This window comes from Chitinophaga hostae, from assembly GCF_018224885.1.
Classification (GTDB): Bacteria; Bacteroidota; Bacteroidia; order Chitinophagales; family Chitinophagaceae; genus Chitinophaga; species Chitinophaga hostae.
Genome location: NZ_JAGTXB010000024.1, coordinates 62,988 through 79,448 on the forward strand (window position 1 = coordinate 62,988; position 16,461 = coordinate 79,448).

The window sequence follows — 16,461 nt, forward strand, 5'->3', positions numbered from 1 at the left end:
ATCCCGGCGAAACCCGCCGGGATATTGCAGCACACAGCGCTGCCGGTGTTGTGTTTTATTGATTGTTGAGTGTTGGTCTGACCTAGTGTTCCTGCTGGTTATAGGGTACTACCAGCACAGGAATACGGGAGTGACGGATAATATATTCAGCGTTGCTGCCCAGTAACATATGATCCAACCCGGTGCGGCCATGGGTGCCTACTACCAGCATGGTGAAGTTACCATTGTGTGCCTGCTCCAGCGTTTCATTCTTTGGGTTGCCGGTGCCCACTACGATGCTGATATTATTATTGCCGGAATACAGCTGTTTGTAGGCTTCCAGTCTTTCTTCTACCTCGCGTATGCGTGCCGGGATATCATCAACAACTACGGGTCCTCCCTCCGGTAAACCGATACCGATCCCTAATTCAACCACAGAAAAAAGGGTGACGGAGGCGTCCATTTTATTGGCGAGTTCTATGCCTGTCCTGATCAGGGTCTCTGAAAAGTTGCCCAGATCTACTGCGATCATGATGTCTGACATATACAGATGTATTTATTGTGAACAATTATTCATTTATGCCTTATGCTTTCAGTGCATCCCAGCAGAGGTCGAAAGTGGTATTCACCCGGCTCCTGTTTAGTGTAATGCCGCTGTAATGTGTTTGTTTTACGAGTTCATTCATGGTTCCGATCATGAACGTGATCAGCAAACCGGTATCTATGTTCTTGATAAGTTGTTCCTTCTTGCCTCTTTCTATCAGCTGATAAAAGGGAGCAGACAGCTGCTGGGCCTTTTCGCGGGTATCGGCAGTAATAAAAGGCGAATGATAACATTGCTCCATGAACACACTTTCTTCGAAGTTCTGCAGTTTATACCGCAGGATATTCAGCCAGATATGTCTGAATCCTGGTTTAAATGGCGTATGCGGCTGATATCCCTTAAAGGATACCTGTACAGAACTCTCCCTGCAGGCGGCAAACAAGGCATTGATCAGCTCATCCTTACTGGTAAAGTAAACATAGAGTGTGCCGGTGGCAATGCCTGCTTCTTTGGAAATATCCCCCATCGTCATGCCGGATAATCCTTTTTTAGCCACCAGCTTGAGGGCAGCCTGGAAAATCTGGGTTATTTTTTTATCGTCTTTCAGTTTCACCATACAAATATAAGTGAATAAAAATTCATTTTAGCTTTTAAAAAATGCAGCGGCAGCGGCCGGCAATATATTACCGGGCAGTGGTCTTTCAGCTCAATAGATGGGTATTGGCGGGTACTTTTAGTTCCGGGTCCTACCGGCAAGGCATGCTGAAGCTTATACTTTAGTTAAAAAAACAAAAGCCTTCGCAGTGGAAACTGCAAAGGCGCTATAGCTAGATGATGATTAAATCAAAAACCCAATGATCGCCAGATCTGTGGGTATCGTTTATTCACCGTTAGCCCATATAAAACCGGGTCGGTAACACTACGCTGAAACCCTCCCGGACAAGGCCGCTTGCGGCAGCGCAGCAACACCATAGTTGCAGGCCGGCGGCGGAAATATAAGCCCGTCGGCCTGGAGAAGCCAACAGGTACTGCTGAGATATTTGTTAGTTGTATGCATTTTTCAGTTATCAGGAAAAAGCGTAGCGCAATATAGCTGGAAGCAATACCCGGAGAGTTAACAAAACCTAAACAAGAATTGAAATAACGAGTGGGGAAGAGGTGTTTAAAAAAAGAAACCTCTGCTGATGACATACAGCAGAGGCTCATAAAACATTCACATGGCACCTTGGCATTGCGCCAGATGCTTATAACACATTATAGCCTGATAATAATATAGAAAGAAAATGATTGCTCAATTTGGAAAGTTACTCAAATGCTCAGGTACCGGGTAACTTGTCTGCTATCGAAATTAGACATTACCAGTCAAACTATTCGTTAACCGTTGGTTAATATCCGCTTTGCCCCTTAATCATACCATTTTCCCTTTCCCTGATACCATTTTCCATGCACTTGCTTATACCGGCAGATATGTATAATTTTTACCGCTGGTTGCTAAAAATTCAGAGCTATGTTCCATCGAATTCCATCGTTATTGTTATTACTATGCCTATTACTGCCGCGCAAAACAGCCGCGCAGGATATGCCTGATATGTGGAACAAGGGCGCTACTGCGAATGCGGCGCATCCTGGCCTGAAATGGTTCAGGGAAGCTAAGTTCGGACTGTTTATACACTGGGGACTCTATTCAAAACTGGCCGGCCGCTGGAAGGATAGCAGCTATTATGGCAGTGGCGAATGGATCATGTACCGGACCAAAGCCCCTGCAACAGAATACGCTAAAGTAGCCCAAACTTTTAACCCCACTGGATTCGATGCTGCGGAATGGGCGAAAACAGCGAAGGAAGCCGGTATAAAATACCTGGTGGTTACCGCTAAACATCATGAAGGTTTCAGCATGTATGATTCCAAAGTAACAGACTTCGATATCATGGATGCATCTCCCTATAAGAAAGACCCCATGAAGGCTTTGGCTGCTGCATGTAAAGCGCAGGGAATACCGTTCGGATTCTATTATTCACAGTTCCTCGACTGGCATGAGCCCAACGGTGGCGGCAATAACTGGGACTTTAAGAACAAAGATTACCAGGAATATTATCGTACCAAGTCGGTACCTCAATTGAAAGAACTCCTTACTAATTACGGACCACTGGGATTGGTATGGTTTGATATGCCGGGTGGATTAACCCCCGAACAAACCAAGCTCATGATCGACAGTCTCCGGGTGTTACAGCCAGGCTGCCTGTTCAGCAGCCGCGTAGGCCACGACCTGGGGGATTACCGCGATTTTGGTGATTCAGAAGTACCTCCGGTGCCGATCGCAGGAGCCTGGGAATCTATTTATACACATAACGACTCCTGGGGGTATATTCAACATGACCTCAACTTTAAATCTCCCCGGGAAATTATACACCTGCTTTCCAATGTGGCGTCCAAAGGAGGTAACCTGATGCTGAATGTTGGGCCGGATGGGAACGGTAAATGGCCTGCCTATTCTGTGGAATACCTCAAAGCCACCGGTAAATGGCTGCAAACCTATGGGGAAAGTATTTATGGCACTACCTGGGGACTCATTCCCGCACAACCATGGGGCGTTACCACCAGTAAGCCCGGTAAATTATTCCTGCATGTATGGCAAATGCCTGCCAACAGGCAATTACGCGTACCCGGTGTTACAGCAAAAGTTAAGTCGGTAAAAATACTCGGTAGCAATAAAACACTTACCTGGAAACAGCTGCCGGAAGAAACCATTGTGGAACTGCCGGTAACGCTGCCGGATACACGTAATACGGTGTTGCTGATGGAGTATAGCGGTCAACAACCGGACTTATCACAGCTCCGCACACAAACCGTGAGTAAAGAATACCCACAGGCAGAAATTCCGGCGGTATGGGCTGTTTTTAATGGCAACGCGAAAAACAAATTATTTACCTATTCACATTACTTCGGCGACTGGAAACATGATAACTGTATCACAGGTATGGTAAGTCCTGACGACGCCATTGTATTCCCGCTGGAAGTACAGGACGGGGGCGATTATAAAATCATTCTCGACTACGCCTGCGAACCCGGCAGCGCTTCCCAGCAAGGGCTGGTGACGGTTGGGGGGCAACAACTGCATTTCCTCACCCTGGCAACAGGTACCTACGAAAGTCATAAGCCGATGGAATTTATTCAGCATGCGGTTGGCATTATACATATTGATAAAGCAGGAAAACAAAACCTGACAATAAAACCGGTAGCCGGTAATAAAAGTGAACTATGCTGGTTGCGGAAAATTATCCTGCAGCCAGTGAATTAATCTTAAAAGAAGAGTAAGAACATGAAAAAAACTAATCTCCTGTTAGTATTGGTTACCTGTTTGTATTCCGCTAGCATACAGGCCCAGGTGAAACCGCCGGCGAAAGACTGGCTGATTAATAACCAGCCGTACAAGGCTGCGGTAACAGAAAATGGAAAGGAAATTACGCTTAGCAACGGTTTGCTTAGCAGGAGTTTTCGTATAACCCCCAACGTAATATGCACCGATTACCGGAACCTGGTAAGCGGAGAACAATTATTGCGTGCCGTGAAACCGGAAGCAAGAATAACGGTGAATGGGCATGACTACATGATAGGTGGCGCCAGCGGTCAGGCTCAGCAGGCCTACCTCTTGCCCGCCTGGCTGGATCAGCTGAAAGCCGGCGCCTCAGATTTTATGTATGCCGGGCACGAAGTAACCGGTATCGCGCCCTATTTAAAATGGAACGCACGCAACTGGTGCTCCAATCCCAAACAGCCCACGGGAAAATCCCTGGTTTTTTCCTACAAGGCGCAGGCGCCTGAACTGAAAGGGCTGTTGGTGAAAGTGCACTATGATATATTTGATGGTATCCCGTTATTGAGCAAATGGTTGGAAATAACCAACCAAAGCGGACAACCTGTAAAGCTGCAGCAGGTAGTAAATGAAATACTGGCTACACCGGAAGAAGAATCTGCTGTGGTGGGAAGCGTAACTAAAATGCAGGTGCCACATGGCATTTATCTTGAAAGCAATCACTCTTTCAATAATGCGATGAAGGCAAACCTCAGTGATCAGTCCACCCATTGGAAAACTGACAGTACCTACACTTCACAGGTAAATTATGACTACCAGACACCTTGTTTGCTGGAGGTATATCCTAACGTACCTGTAGGGATTGCGATGGCGGCCGGCGAACGTTTCGAATCTATCCGTACCTATGAATTGCTGATCGACGGTTATGACCGCGAGCGCAACGGGTTGGCCAAGCGCCGTATGTATCGCACCATTGCACCATGGACAACCGAGAACCCCATCTTTATGCACCTGGTGAGCACTAATCCGGTAAAGGTGAAAGCGATCATTGATCAATGCGCGGAAACCGGTTATGAAGGCGTGATCCTGAGTTTTGGCAGCGGTTTGAATATGGAAGATACCAGCGCGGTTAACATCGCTAAGTTTAAAGACCTGGCTGATTATGCACATCGTAAAAAGGTACTGCTGGGCGGTTATTCGCTGTTTTCAAGCAGGCGTATCAGTGATGAAGATGATGTGATCAGCCCTGCTACCGGTAAACCAGGCGGCGCTTTCTTTGGAAATGCTCCCTGCCTGGGAAGCAAATGGGGACTGAGTTACCTGCAGAAAATAAACTACTTTATCGGTGCTACCGGCTTCGATATTTTTGAAAATGATGGTCCTTATCCCGGTGATGTATGCGCTTCTACCACACATCCCGGGCACACCGGTGTGGATGATTCACAATGGAAACAAATGCTGCTGCAGAAAGGATTATATCATTCGCTGAATGAGAAAGGGATATACGTAAACGCACCCGACTGGTACTTTATGGATGGTACCAACAAAATTGCACTGGGCTACCGCGAAGTGAATTTTTCACTGCCAAGAGCCGAACAGCTGATCCTGAACAGGCAGAATATTTTTGACGGCACCTGGGAAAAAACACCTGCTATGAGCTGGGGCTTTGTGCCGCTCAGCGAATACCAGGGCGGTGGTGCAGCTGCTACGCTGGAACCGCTGAAAGATCACCTGGACGCTTATGAACAGCTGATGGTACAGTATTATGGCGCAGGTGTACAAGCCTGTTACCGCGGTCCGCGTTTATACGATACCGATAGTACCAAAGCATTGGTGAAAAATATGATCAGCTGGTATAAAAAGTACCGCGATATCCTGAATACAGATGTAATCCATCTGCGGCGTGCCGACGGCCGCGACTGGGACGGGATCATGCATGTAAGCGCACAATTGCCGCAAAAGGCCATGATCATGTTGTACAATCCAACAACGGCCCCTATTACGCGGGAGCTGGCGTTGCCCATGTATTACAGCGGCGCAACACAAAGTGTTCGTATCCGGGAAAAGGAAGGTGTTGCTAAAGCGTATAGCCTTGACCGTAACTACAACGCACATGTAAAAGTGACCATCCCGGCTGCCGGATATACCTGGCTGGTGGCCGAATAAAAGTATCAAACCAAATCAGCATAATTTATTTGTTATGAAGAAGCTATCACTCTGTATGATCACTTTCCTGGCACTCCTGTTGCAAGCGCAGGCCCAGGAAAAGAAGATTTTTAATGAAACCCCGGAGCAAAAAGAACAAAGACTGGCCTGGTGGGTAAATGACCGCTTTGGTATGTTTATACACTGGGGATTGTATTCTATGCCTTCCCGCCATGAGTGGGTAAAGAGTAACGAGCATATTACCGACAGCGCCTATCAGAAATATTTTGACCTGTACAATCCCGATCTGTATAATCCCCGCGAATGGGCCCGGCAGGCAAAGGCTGCAGGGATGAAGTATGCGGTGCTCACTACCAAACATCATGAAGGCTTTTGCCTGTTCGATTCAAAGTATACGGATTACAAAGCGCCAAATACAGCCGCCAAAAGAGACCTGGTCAGGGAATTTGTAGAAGCTTTCCGCGCTGAAGGGCTGAAGGTTGGATTCTACTATTCACTGATCGACTGGCATCATCCGGACTATACCGTTGATCGGGTACATCCGCAACGCCCCAATGATCCAAAGGATTACGACCGTCTGAACAAAGGACGCGATATGGCAAAATACCGCGAATACCTGAAAAACCAGGTGAAAGAACTGATGACCAACTACGGTAAAATTGATATCCTGTGGACAGATTTTTCTTTCCCGGGTGAGCATGGTAAGGATCATAACGACTGGAATTCATTGGAGCTTATTAAAATGATCCGTAAGCTGCAACCTGGCATTATTATAAATGACCGCCTGGATTTGGGCGAGTATGAAGATGGCGGTGATTTTGCCACGCCGGAACAGTACAAGGTGGCTGAATGGCCTACCCGCAATGGTAAGCGTATTCATTGGGAAACCTGCCAGACCTTTTCCGGTTCATGGGGCTATTACCGCGATGAAACATCCTGGAAAGACAACAAGCAATTACTGGTGCTGCTCATCGAGTCGGTGAGTAAAGGCGGTAACCTGCTGCTGAATGTAGGACCTACCTCCCGCGGTACATTTGATGCCCGTGCGCAGGAAAGATTAAAGGGAATGGGCGCCTGGATGGAAGTAAACGGCCGTTCAGTATATGGTTGCACAGAAGCGCCGGCGGAATTTAAACGCCCGGATAACAGCCTGCTGACCTATAATCCAACTACGAAGCGTTTATACGTGCACCTGCTGGATTACCCGCTGCAGCGGTTTGAACTGCCGGGTATGAAGGGCAAGGTAAAATATGCGCAGTTACTGAATGATGGTTCCGAAATAAAAATGCATGGTACAGATAAAGGTGATCTGGCGCTGGATCTGCCCGTACGTAAACCGGATACCGAAATACCGGTGATAGAGCTGATCCTGCAATAGGACTTTAATTTATGTGATTAATATGATTCGCCTGATGGGCGGAGACAGCAACGAATAACCCGTTTGATAGTATATCAGGCGGGTTATTCGTTGCTATAAGTAAAAGTCATCTTCGTTTACTTATCTCCGCTTATCAGGCGAATCATATTAATCACATAAATCATGGTCCGGAATTTTTTTCTTAGGAAATCTCGGGAAGATGTATATTTTTATGCTCACCATTTTTTATTGTTAAACATCCCGGATGAAGAGAATCTACTATAGCCTGGCTACATTGATTTTGGCAGCTGTACTATTCAGTTTTGTCAAGCCTGTACCGGTAGCCAGGAAACCGAATGTTGTGATCATCTTTATGGATGACATGGGTTATGGTGATCTGGAATGTTTTGCCGGTACTCCCTGGCATACTCCCAATCTGAATCGTATGGCGGCGCAAGGAATGCGCTTTACTTATTTTTATGTAGCCCAGGCGGTATGTTCCGCATCCAGGGCGGGGTTACTGACCGGCTGTTATCCAAACAGGGTGGGTATAAACGGGGCTTTATGGCCTACTGCACCGATAGCATTGGATACGGCGGAACAAACTATTGCCACTGTACTGAAAACAAAAGGCTATCGTACCGGTATGGTGGGCAAGTGGCACCTTGGATCAAAAGAACCCTGGCTGCCGTTGCAACATGGTTTTGACGAGTACCTGGGCCTGCCTTATTCCAATGATATGTGGCCGGTACACTACGATGGAAAGCCTTATACAGATTCTTCTTCCAATTCCCGCAGAAAATATCCGCCTTTGCCGTTAATAGAAGGGAACAAACCATTGCGGTATATTAAAACACTGGAAGATCAGTCGCAACTAACAACTATTTATACCGACCGGGTCTGCCGGTTTATAAAAGAAAATAAACAACAGCCTTTTTTCCTTTACCTGGCGCATAGTATGCCTCATGTGCCAATTGCGGTATCTGATAAACATAAAGGTAAAAGTAAGGATGGATTGTTTGGAGATGTGATAGAAGAGATTGACTGGTCGGTAGGACAGGTGCTCAAAACCCTGGAGGAGAACGGACTGGCAGAAAATACGCTGGTCATTTTCACCAGTGATAATGGTCCCTGGTTATCATATGGTAATCATGCCGGTAATACCGGTGGCTTGCGTGAGGGAAAAGGCACTTCCTGGGAAGGAGGTATCCGGGTGCCCTGTATTATGCGTTGGCCGGGCAAAATACCTGCGGGTACTGTTTGTAATAAAATGGCCGCCACCATTGACCTTTTGCCAACTATTGCCAATTTATGCGGCGCAGCATTGCCGGTCCGCAAAATCGATGGGGTAGATATGAAGTCGCTGTTGTTTAATGAAACGGATGCAAACCCGAGGGACGAGTTGGCGGTATATTACCAGGTCAACAGTTTACAGGCTATCCGCAAAGGGCCATGGAAGCTGGTGTTGCCACATCGGGCCCGGACTTACAAGTTAAATCTCCCCGGTTATGATGGTTTTCCGGGAGCACAGCCGGAAGTGGATGTGCCATTGGCCCTGTACGACATGCGTCGTGATCCGGGAGAAACCCTGGATGTGCAGAAGCAGTTCCCCGAGGTGGTGAAAACGCTGATGGAAGTAGCAGAAAAGTACCGGAATGAATTGGGTGATGATCTCACCGGAAGGAAGGGAACAGAACGGCGGCCGGCCGGAAAGGTACAAATGTAATATATATGTTAAAAGATAATTTGTTTTAAATGAAAGAAGTGCCAACTTTTAAGTAGTTGATACATAAATCATTGCATTCCCGTTAATCCAATAAAAGACTACGAACAACCGCGTTATACTTTTGTTTTATGCCTAATATAAAACAAATTGTATATTAATAAATATTGAAAAACCATATAGATATCCGATTGACTACTGCATGTAATTGTTTCAAATTTGTTACGGGTATGGAAACCGTGTAAACTTTCCATTATTAATTATCAACCATACCAACTTCCGAGAATTTGCAGTTTTTCAGTGGGAGATTTCATATGAATATACATAACCCAAAAGGAATATTATGAAAAAAGTGCGGCCTATAAGTCCTGGTAATTGGGGCGAAGCGCGTGTTTTGGAAGTTTCGGGATTGCACAGCGAATCAACAGAACAGTTACAACAATTAGCAAAAGATATCTGCAACCTGGTTTTTATGGATATAGAGATACCTGGATTGACTGCGATAGAAGCCGCCAGTATAGTAAAAGCAGCTTATCCTGATATAAATGTGCTATTGCTTACCCTGAACGAAAAGGAACAGGGATTGAAGCAGGTGCCCATGTTAAAAAAGGGTTATGAGCTGGACCATGTACCGCCGGTGTCCCTGACGGAATTTATTGCGCAGGTATATGAAACGGCATTACAGTCGAATTTAGTGGCGGTTAACAAAGTACTTGCATTTTTCCGGAAAGAAAAGCAGGTCTATCAGGACCCGTATGGCCTGTCGCCACGGGAGAAGGAAATTTTACGTTGCCTGGTAAACGGCGACACCTATAAGCAGATAGCGGATGGATGTCATATCAGTGTGGGTACTGTACGCTCCCATATCATGAATGTTTATCGCAAGCTCGACGTAAATTCCCGCTCCAATGCAATTGTGAAGGCTATGAAAGAACACCTGGTCTGACGTCCTAACGTTCTACCCCCAGAAACCCTGTGCCTTTACCTGTCCGCCTTGCTGACGCAGCGATTTACGCACCTGTACTACCATTCCCTGATTACCTGCCACATAATAAATCGTGTTTGCTGTGGGAAAGTTGTAATGATACAACCACTCATGCAGATCAGCGAAATAATGCCCGTTATTGGATAGCGGTTGTACCGGCATATCCAGTAATTGTTTGGTATGCGGACTTTCCAGTTGCAGGAAGCAATGGAAATTTTGTGAAGATGCTTTCCGGAGATAGAGTGAGTGAAAATGCCCTGCGGCACTGGCATCGCCAATGCATACCAGGTAGGTGGCGTTACCCGGCTGATGTAATCCGCCGCCAGGACCGGCGTAATGTACTTCCTGGCCCGGTTGCAGTTGCAGCGCCCAGTGGCTGCCAATCCCATCGTGCCCGCAATTGATCAGCAGTGTAGCCCTTTGCGTTATTATGTCCCATTGTGCTACCGTATAGTCACGATAGGTATATGGTGCTACTTCGCATTTAAGATGTTGTGTGCTGCGGTCGGGCAGCGATTGCAGCAATTGCAGCTCTACCTGCAACAAGAAATTTCCAATGCGTTTTACGTCCCGTACGGACGCAGTTTTCCCTATGCGCGACATCAGTAAACTGGTCGCCCTGTCTTTTATTGACGGCATGTAATGTTTTATTTTCGGAGTTTATAATTTGCCTGCCATCGCAGGTCAGGCTAAGATCCAGCAAAGCTACCGGACCTGTAGTTATCCATTATTATACTATTCCGGGTTATAATTATACTTTTCCCGGTTGGAGATACGAAAGGCCAGCGGTGTTTCCCCTGTATGCTGTTTGAAGAAACGGTTGAAATAGGTAACCTCGTTAAATTGCAGGTACCAGGCAATTTCTTTGATGCCATGTGTAGAGTGCAGTAACATGCGTTTGGCTTCCAGTATACGCCTCGCCGCCAGCAATGCAGATGCGGTTTGCCCGGTTTCCTGTTTTACCACCTCATTCAGATGATCAGCTGTTACATGAAGCGCTTTTGCATAGTCGCCACAGCTGCTCCAGCTAAGTAAGTGAATCTCCATTAATGACCGGTATTGCCGCAGTAACACCGGTTGTAACGGATTGCTGGCCGCGTTTTCGGGCAGGTAACGCGTAAAAAGGGTCAGCAATACCGCCAGGTAATGTTGCAATACCTGCTCCTGTAATGCCTTACGCTCATTAAATTCCCGCAATAGCTGTGCACAAAGCCACCATATCTCTTTAAATGCATCGGCATCCGGTGTTAACGCTTTTTCCATGCACACCGGTAATGCCGGCGCTCCCGGTGGAAGAAAATCAGGGGTAAATGAAATCAGGTATATATCTGCCGCCTCTAAAACATCCTGTGGTAAATGCACCTGCCAGGGCGATAGCAAAAAGACGCTGTGCGGCGGCATGTTTACCTGCCGGAAATCAACCATGTGCCGGCTATGCTGATTACCGCTGACTGCCAATGTATAATATTCATGCCGGTGGGCCTGGGTCAGATCCACATGCGCATGGTGATGCCCTTTCCCGGTCATTTTGTAATGAACATCTATTTTCATACCGGGAACAACCAGAATATCCTCCAGGCGGTAGGATGTTATCACGGGTTGTTTATCCTTCTTCATAACTGCAAATTAAACCTATCTGTTGGTACCATACCATTTTTTGACACAGCAGGTTGCCGGTGGTTTTACTATCACCTTTCTAACAGACGAATGAAAAAAACAATTATTGTACACCCTCTCCTGAAAAAGATACCTGAAATGGGTAAAATTGCATACATTTATTTGCAACCGATTGCATAGTTTCGGATCTTATTAATATAACAGATCAGCCAATACCCGCAAAGAGTGAGAACAGCATTGATTTTTGCGAATCCAGGTTAATTTGCAAACGTTTGCAACGTGACGATAATAATTCCATGATGAAAATTACTGCGCCGATGGCCAGGGCATGAACCTGTTTAACACAAAAAAATGAATTGATGATAAAGTATTTGTTAGCATCCGCTGTAATGTTGTTGGCACAAACTACCTATGCTGTGCCACCTCCCGACTCCCTGCTGAAATTATGGTATCAGCAACCCGCCAAACAATGGGTGGAAGCACTGCCTGTAGGAAACGGGCGCATAGGGGCCATGGTATTTGGCGGTATACAACAGGAAGAACTGCAGCTTAACGAAGGGTATCTTTGGTCTGGCGTTCCCCGCGATGGCAACAATCCCGACGCGAAAACATTACTGTCCGAAATGCGGCAACTGCTTACGGCAGAAAAATATACGGAGGCAACCGCACTGGCCAGGAAGATGATGGGTACCTACAGCGCCCGCTATCTGACCCTGGGCAGCCTGTTGATAGACAATGATATCCCCTCCGAAGTAACTTCATACCGGAGGGAACTGGATCTCAACAACGGTATCGCACGGGTTAGCTATGTAGCTAACGGTGTAGCCTATACGAGAGAAGTATTTTGCAGCTATCCGCAGCAGTTGCTGGTGATTCGCTATACTTCCGGGAAAAACGGCCGGCTTAACTTCAGCACCCGCTTCGCCAACGGCATGCCGCATACCAACAGCGTGGTGAATAGCCATTACCTGGTGATGACAGGTCGCTGCCCGGAATATGTGGCGGCCAGACCCTATGAGAAACAACAAATCGTATACGGCGATAAGGGCATTAACTATGAAGTGCACCTCAACGCACGGGTGAATAGCGGAAAGATCTCTACCGATACAGCCGGCATACATGTATCCGGCGCTACCGAAGCCGTACTGCTGTTGTCTGTAGGCACCAGTTTTAAAGACGGTCAACCTAACGGAAAAGATGCACACGCCGCAGCGGCAGCCCCGTTACGGAATGCAGCTAATTATCCGCAACTGCTACAAACTCACCTTAACGACTATACGTCATTGTTTAACCGGGTATCACTCAATCTGGGTGTTGACAGCTCGGCGGCTATGCCTACAGATGAGCGTCTGAAAATATACACCGCCCACGGTGGCAACAGCGACCCTCAACTGACCACACTATTATACCAGTACGGCCGTTACCTGATGATATCGGGTTCCCGTAAAGGCGGTCCGGCCATGAATTTGCAGGGATTGTGGAATAAGGAAATGCAGCCGCCATGGGGATCGAATTATACAATTAATATCAACACCGAAATGAATTACTGGCCATCGGAAACGGCTAATTTATCCGATTGCGGTAGCCCTTTATTTGCATTTATCAACCGGTTGTCGCAGCGTGGGCGTATAACCGCTGCCGTTAACTATGGTGCAAAAGGCTGGGTAGCTCATCATAATGCCGACATATGGGCGATGACCAATCCTGCGGGCGGAATTGACTTTGCTGATCCCAACGGTAACCCCAAATGGGCTATCTGGCCAATGGGCGGAGCGTGGCTCAGCCGCCACCTGTGGGAACATTACCAGTTTACCGGCGATAAAAAAATGTTGCAGCAGATGTATCCCGATCTGAAAGGCGCTGCAGAATTTATGTTGGATTGGTTGGTGAAAAATGAAGCAGGACAATGGGTCACCAATCCTTCCACTTCTCCCGAAAATAATTTCCGCATTGATGGCAAAGCCACAGGAACAGTGAGTATTGCCTCCACAATGGACCTTTCTATTATTCATGACCTGTTTAATAATACCATGCAGGCAGCTGCCGTGCTGCAGCAGGATGCAGTACTGGTGGCACGTATAAAAGAAACCATGCAACAGATGTATCCGTTTCATACCGGCCAGTATGGCCAGCTGCAGGAATGGTACAAGGACTGGGATGATCCGCAGGATTCACACCGGCACGTATCGCACCTGTATGGCCTGTTCCCGGGTAATTTTATTTCTCCACGCAGGGATACCGTACTATCGGCAGCGGCTAAACGTAGTTTACTTCTGCGCGGCGATGGTGGTACCGGCTGGTCGAAATCGTGGAAGATCAATTGGTGGGCAAGACTGGAAGATGGTAATCATGCCTATACGATGTTAAACAAACAGCTGTTCCTGGCAGGCGGACAAACGGTCAGCGTAGCCGATAACAGCGGAGGTTCTTATCCCAATTTGTTTGATGCGCATCCGCCTTTCCAGATAGACGGCAACTTTGGTGTTACTTCCGGTATTACCGAAATGCTGCTGCAAAGTCATGACGGGGTACTATTCCTGCTGCCTGCGCTCCCCGATGCATGGCCATCCGGTAGTGTCAGCGGTTTAAAAGCGCGGGGAGGCTTCGAAGTAGATATGGAGTGGAAAAATGGACAGCTTACAAAGGCGGTTATCAGGTCGGCGTTGGGGGGAAACTGCCGTATTCGTACCCGCGTGGCTGCAGATATAGATGGGAAACCTGCGAAAGCGGCAACAGGCGCTAATAGCAACCCTTTCTACCAGTTGCAGGTATCCCCACAAACCATTGTAAAAGACGCAACGAAATTACCGGCGTTGCAGTTGGGAAAAGTTTTTGAGTATGATTTTTCAACTGCACCCGGTAAAACCTATCATATTCTGTGAGCATCTGGGAGCGCAATTAATCTGAAATGATGATGCACCCTAAATAATATCCACGATGAAAAAATACAGTTTGCTTTTACTGAGTTGTTTGCTGAGTGGCGCCATCATGGCGATGAACGGAGATAGTGAAAAATTTATACGGGCATTAAAAAAAAGCGCAGTGGTGGGTTATCTGCCGGATGGCCGTGTGGCGCCTGCCTTTGTTAAAGTTACCCGGACCTGGAAGAACCAACTATGCGAAGTACGTATAGTCAATACCGGTAGCAGCCCGGTTCGGTTAAAGGAGGTAGTTACCGCTACCGCAGGCAACGTATTGCCTGCGGCTACACCGTTTTATGCAGAGGGTTTCCAGATGCTATCGCAAACAGCCGGTACGCTGGCAAAGCCGGAAAATCTCGGCAACTATACGGATGCAGGACACTATAAAATACCGGGACCAGCCGGCTACCTGGCGGTGTATAACCTGTTACGTTTATACCCTGCAGGCGATGAGCAATTGTTGCTGGGATATACGTCGGGCAAGCGTTTTGTAGGTAAGTTTTATCTATCGGCCGATACCATCAAGGTAGTGAGCGACCTGGAAAATCTTACGCTCAGTCCCGGGGAAACATTCAACCTGGAAGAGTTGATGGTGGCCTCCGGCAACGATGGCAATGATTTACTGGATCGTTTTGCGGATCGTATCAGCTACTTTCATCCCAGCCCCGGAGCAAAACCCGCCGGAATGCAAAGGGGCGCCCATGCGGGGTTTCCACAGCCGCCTTCGGGTTGGTGCTCCTGGTATTGCTTTGGGCCCAGGGTAACGGCACAAAATATTTATGACAACCTGGACTATATCAAAAACAATATCCCGGCGTTAAAATATATACAGATCGATGATGGTTATCAGCCGTATATGGGCGACTGGCTGGAAGCAGGGAACTCCTTTGGCGGCAACGTACAACAGGTGTTGCGGAGTATCCGTGATAAAGGATTTGAACCGGCTATATGGGTAGCGCCATTTATTTGCGACAGTAATTCTGCCATCTATAAGAATCATAAGGACTGGCTTGTAAAAGACAGCAGCGGTAAACCACTGCGCAGCGACCTGGTTAGTTTTGGCGGCTGGCGCTGGAAGCCCTGGTATGTATTGGATGGAACGCATCCGGCAGTACAGCAACACCTGGAGCAACTGTTCCGAACCATGCGTAACGACTGGGGGGTGACTTATTTTAAACTGGATGCCAATTTCTGGGGCGCCATCCATGGCGGATATTTCTATGGTAAAAAAGCGACCCGGGTAGAAGCTTACCGCCGTGGTATGGAAGCGGTGAGCAGGGGAAGTAAAGATGCATTTTTACTGGGTTGTAATCACCCGCTATGGCCTTCACTGGGCCTTATTCATGGCAGTCGCAGCTCTATGGATATAAAACGTACCTGGACGGTGTTTGAACGTTCCGGAAAAGAGAATTTGTACAGAGCCTGGCAGAACGGACGACTTTGGTGGAATGATCCCGACTGCCTGGTGTTAACAGGCAATATGCCGGATAATGAATTCAATTTTCATGCGGCCCTGTTATATGCTACCGGTGGTATGTTGCTGAGTGGGGATGATCTTGTAAAGATATCACCTGAACGGCTAAACGTTTTACGGAAGGCGGTGCCTCCCACTGCGAAAGCGGCAGCATTTGAAAATACAGATTTTGAAACAGGCAGGGTAACTACGGCCTGCGGGCAGCAGGTGATCCTGCTCAACTGGCAGGCATCTTCCCGGAAAATATCCGTAAAACTGGATAAAACGTATGAGATAGCCGATTACTGGACCGGCAGGGTAATAGGGACTTATAACGGTAGTTTTAGTATGGAATTAGCCGGTCACGATGGACGGGTTTTGAACTTAACACCCAAAAAATAAT

The 16,461-nt window shown here is 47.3% G+C and carries 11 protein-coding genes; 7 read left to right on the top strand and 4 right to left on the bottom strand.

Going from position 1 to position 16,461, the window contains the following annotated elements; genetic code table 11:
- Nucleotides 1-82: 82 nt before the first annotated feature.
- Nucleotides 83-523, bottom strand: coding sequence for a universal stress protein (locus KE626_RS30360; protein ID WP_211976836.1), 441 nt, complete (start codon nt 521-523; stop codon nt 83-85).
- Nucleotides 524-563: 40 nt separating this feature from the next.
- Nucleotides 564-1,139, bottom strand: coding sequence for a TetR/AcrR family transcriptional regulator (locus KE626_RS30365; RefSeq protein WP_211976837.1), 576 nt, complete (start codon nt 1,137-1,139; stop codon nt 564-566).
- A gap of 891 nt (nt 1,140-2,030) precedes the next feature.
- On the opposite strand from KE626_RS30365, the gene KE626_RS30370 reads away from it, so the two are divergent.
- From KE626_RS30370 to KE626_RS30390, 5 genes are all read left to right on the top strand, one after another.
- Complete coding sequence (locus KE626_RS30370; RefSeq protein ID WP_211976838.1) at nt 2,031-3,821, top strand: alpha-L-fucosidase; 1,791 nt, start codon at nt 2,031-2,033, stop codon at nt 3,819-3,821.
- A gap of 21 nt (nt 3,822-3,842) precedes the next feature.
- On the top strand, nt 3,843-6,002 hold the full coding sequence (locus KE626_RS30375; protein ID WP_211976839.1) for an alpha-galactosidase: 2,160 nt from the start codon (nt 3,843-3,845) through the stop codon (nt 6,000-6,002).
- A 34-nt stretch (nt 6,003-6,036) separates the two neighbouring features.
- The gene (locus tag KE626_RS30380) at nt 6,037-7,380 is read left to right on the top strand and encodes an alpha-L-fucosidase (protein WP_211976840.1); all 1,344 of its coding nucleotides are present in this window, start codon (nt 6,037-6,039) and stop codon (nt 7,378-7,380) included.
- A gap of 244 nt (nt 7,381-7,624) precedes the next feature.
- Nucleotides 7,625-9,085, top strand: a complete 1,461-nt coding sequence (locus KE626_RS30385) for a sulfatase family protein (RefSeq protein WP_211976841.1) — start codon at nt 7,625-7,627, stop codon at nt 9,083-9,085.
- Nucleotides 9,086-9,425: 340 nt separating this feature from the next.
- Nucleotides 9,426-10,028, top strand: a complete 603-nt coding sequence (locus KE626_RS30390; protein WP_211976842.1) for a response regulator transcription factor — start codon at nt 9,426-9,428, stop codon at nt 10,026-10,028.
- A 12-nt stretch (nt 10,029-10,040) separates the two neighbouring features.
- Here the strand turns inward: KE626_RS30390 and KE626_RS30395 are convergent, their stop codons facing one another.
- Nucleotides 10,041-10,706 (bottom strand): siderophore-interacting protein, encoded by a 666-nt coding sequence (locus KE626_RS30395; RefSeq protein WP_211976843.1) that lies wholly within the window; start codon nt 10,704-10,706, stop codon nt 10,041-10,043.
- A 96-nt stretch (nt 10,707-10,802) separates the two neighbouring features.
- Nucleotides 10,803-11,684, bottom strand: a complete 882-nt coding sequence (locus KE626_RS30400) for an AraC family transcriptional regulator (RefSeq protein ID WP_211976844.1) — start codon at nt 11,682-11,684, stop codon at nt 10,803-10,805.
- Nucleotides 11,685-12,043: 359 nt separating this feature from the next.
- Between KE626_RS30400 and KE626_RS30405 the strand changes: the two genes are divergently transcribed.
- Nucleotides 12,044-14,566: a glycoside hydrolase family 95 protein gene (locus KE626_RS30405; protein WP_211976845.1), complete on the top strand. Its 2,523-nt coding sequence runs from the start codon at nt 12,044-12,046 to the stop codon at nt 14,564-14,566.
- Nucleotides 14,567-14,621: 55 nt separating this feature from the next.
- Entirely contained in the window at nt 14,622-16,460 is a 1,839-nt protein-coding gene (locus KE626_RS30410) for a glycoside hydrolase family 36 protein (RefSeq protein WP_211976846.1), read from the top strand.
- The last annotated feature ends 1 nt before the right edge of the window (nt 16,461 follow it).

Bases quoted from the DNA above. Each gene is read 5' to 3' on its own strand.
- KE626_RS30375 (WP_211976839.1), top strand. From the start codon at position 3,843: ATGAAAAAAACTAATCTCCTGTTAGTATTGGTTACCTGTTTGTATTCC.
- KE626_RS30410 (WP_211976846.1), top strand. From the start codon at position 14,622: ATGAAAAAATACAGTTTGCTTTTACTGAGTTGTTTGCTGAGTGGCGCC.
- KE626_RS30390 (WP_211976842.1), top strand. From the start codon at position 9,426: ATGAAAAAAGTGCGGCCTATAAGTCCTGGTAATTGGGGCGAAGCGCGT.
- KE626_RS30385 (WP_211976841.1), top strand. From the start codon at position 7,625: ATGAAGAGAATCTACTATAGCCTGGCTACATTGATTTTGGCAGCTGTA.
- KE626_RS30405 (WP_211976845.1), top strand. From the start codon at position 12,044: ATGATAAAGTATTTGTTAGCATCCGCTGTAATGTTGTTGGCACAAACT.
- KE626_RS30370 (WP_211976838.1), top strand. From the start codon at position 2,031: ATGTTCCATCGAATTCCATCGTTATTGTTATTACTATGCCTATTACTG.
- KE626_RS30395 (WP_211976843.1), bottom strand. From the start codon at position 10,706: ATGCCGTCAATAAAAGACAGGGCGACCAGTTTACTGATGTCGCGCATA.
- KE626_RS30360 (WP_211976836.1), bottom strand. From the start codon at position 523: ATGTCAGACATCATGATCGCAGTAGATCTGGGCAACTTTTCAGAGACC.
- KE626_RS30380 (WP_211976840.1), top strand. From the start codon at position 6,037: ATGAAGAAGCTATCACTCTGTATGATCACTTTCCTGGCACTCCTGTTG.
- KE626_RS30365 (WP_211976837.1), bottom strand. From the start codon at position 1,139: ATGGTGAAACTGAAAGACGATAAAAAAATAACCCAGATTTTCCAGGCT.
- KE626_RS30400 (WP_211976844.1), bottom strand. From the start codon at position 11,684: ATGAAGAAGGATAAACAACCCGTGATAACATCCTACCGCCTGGAGGAT.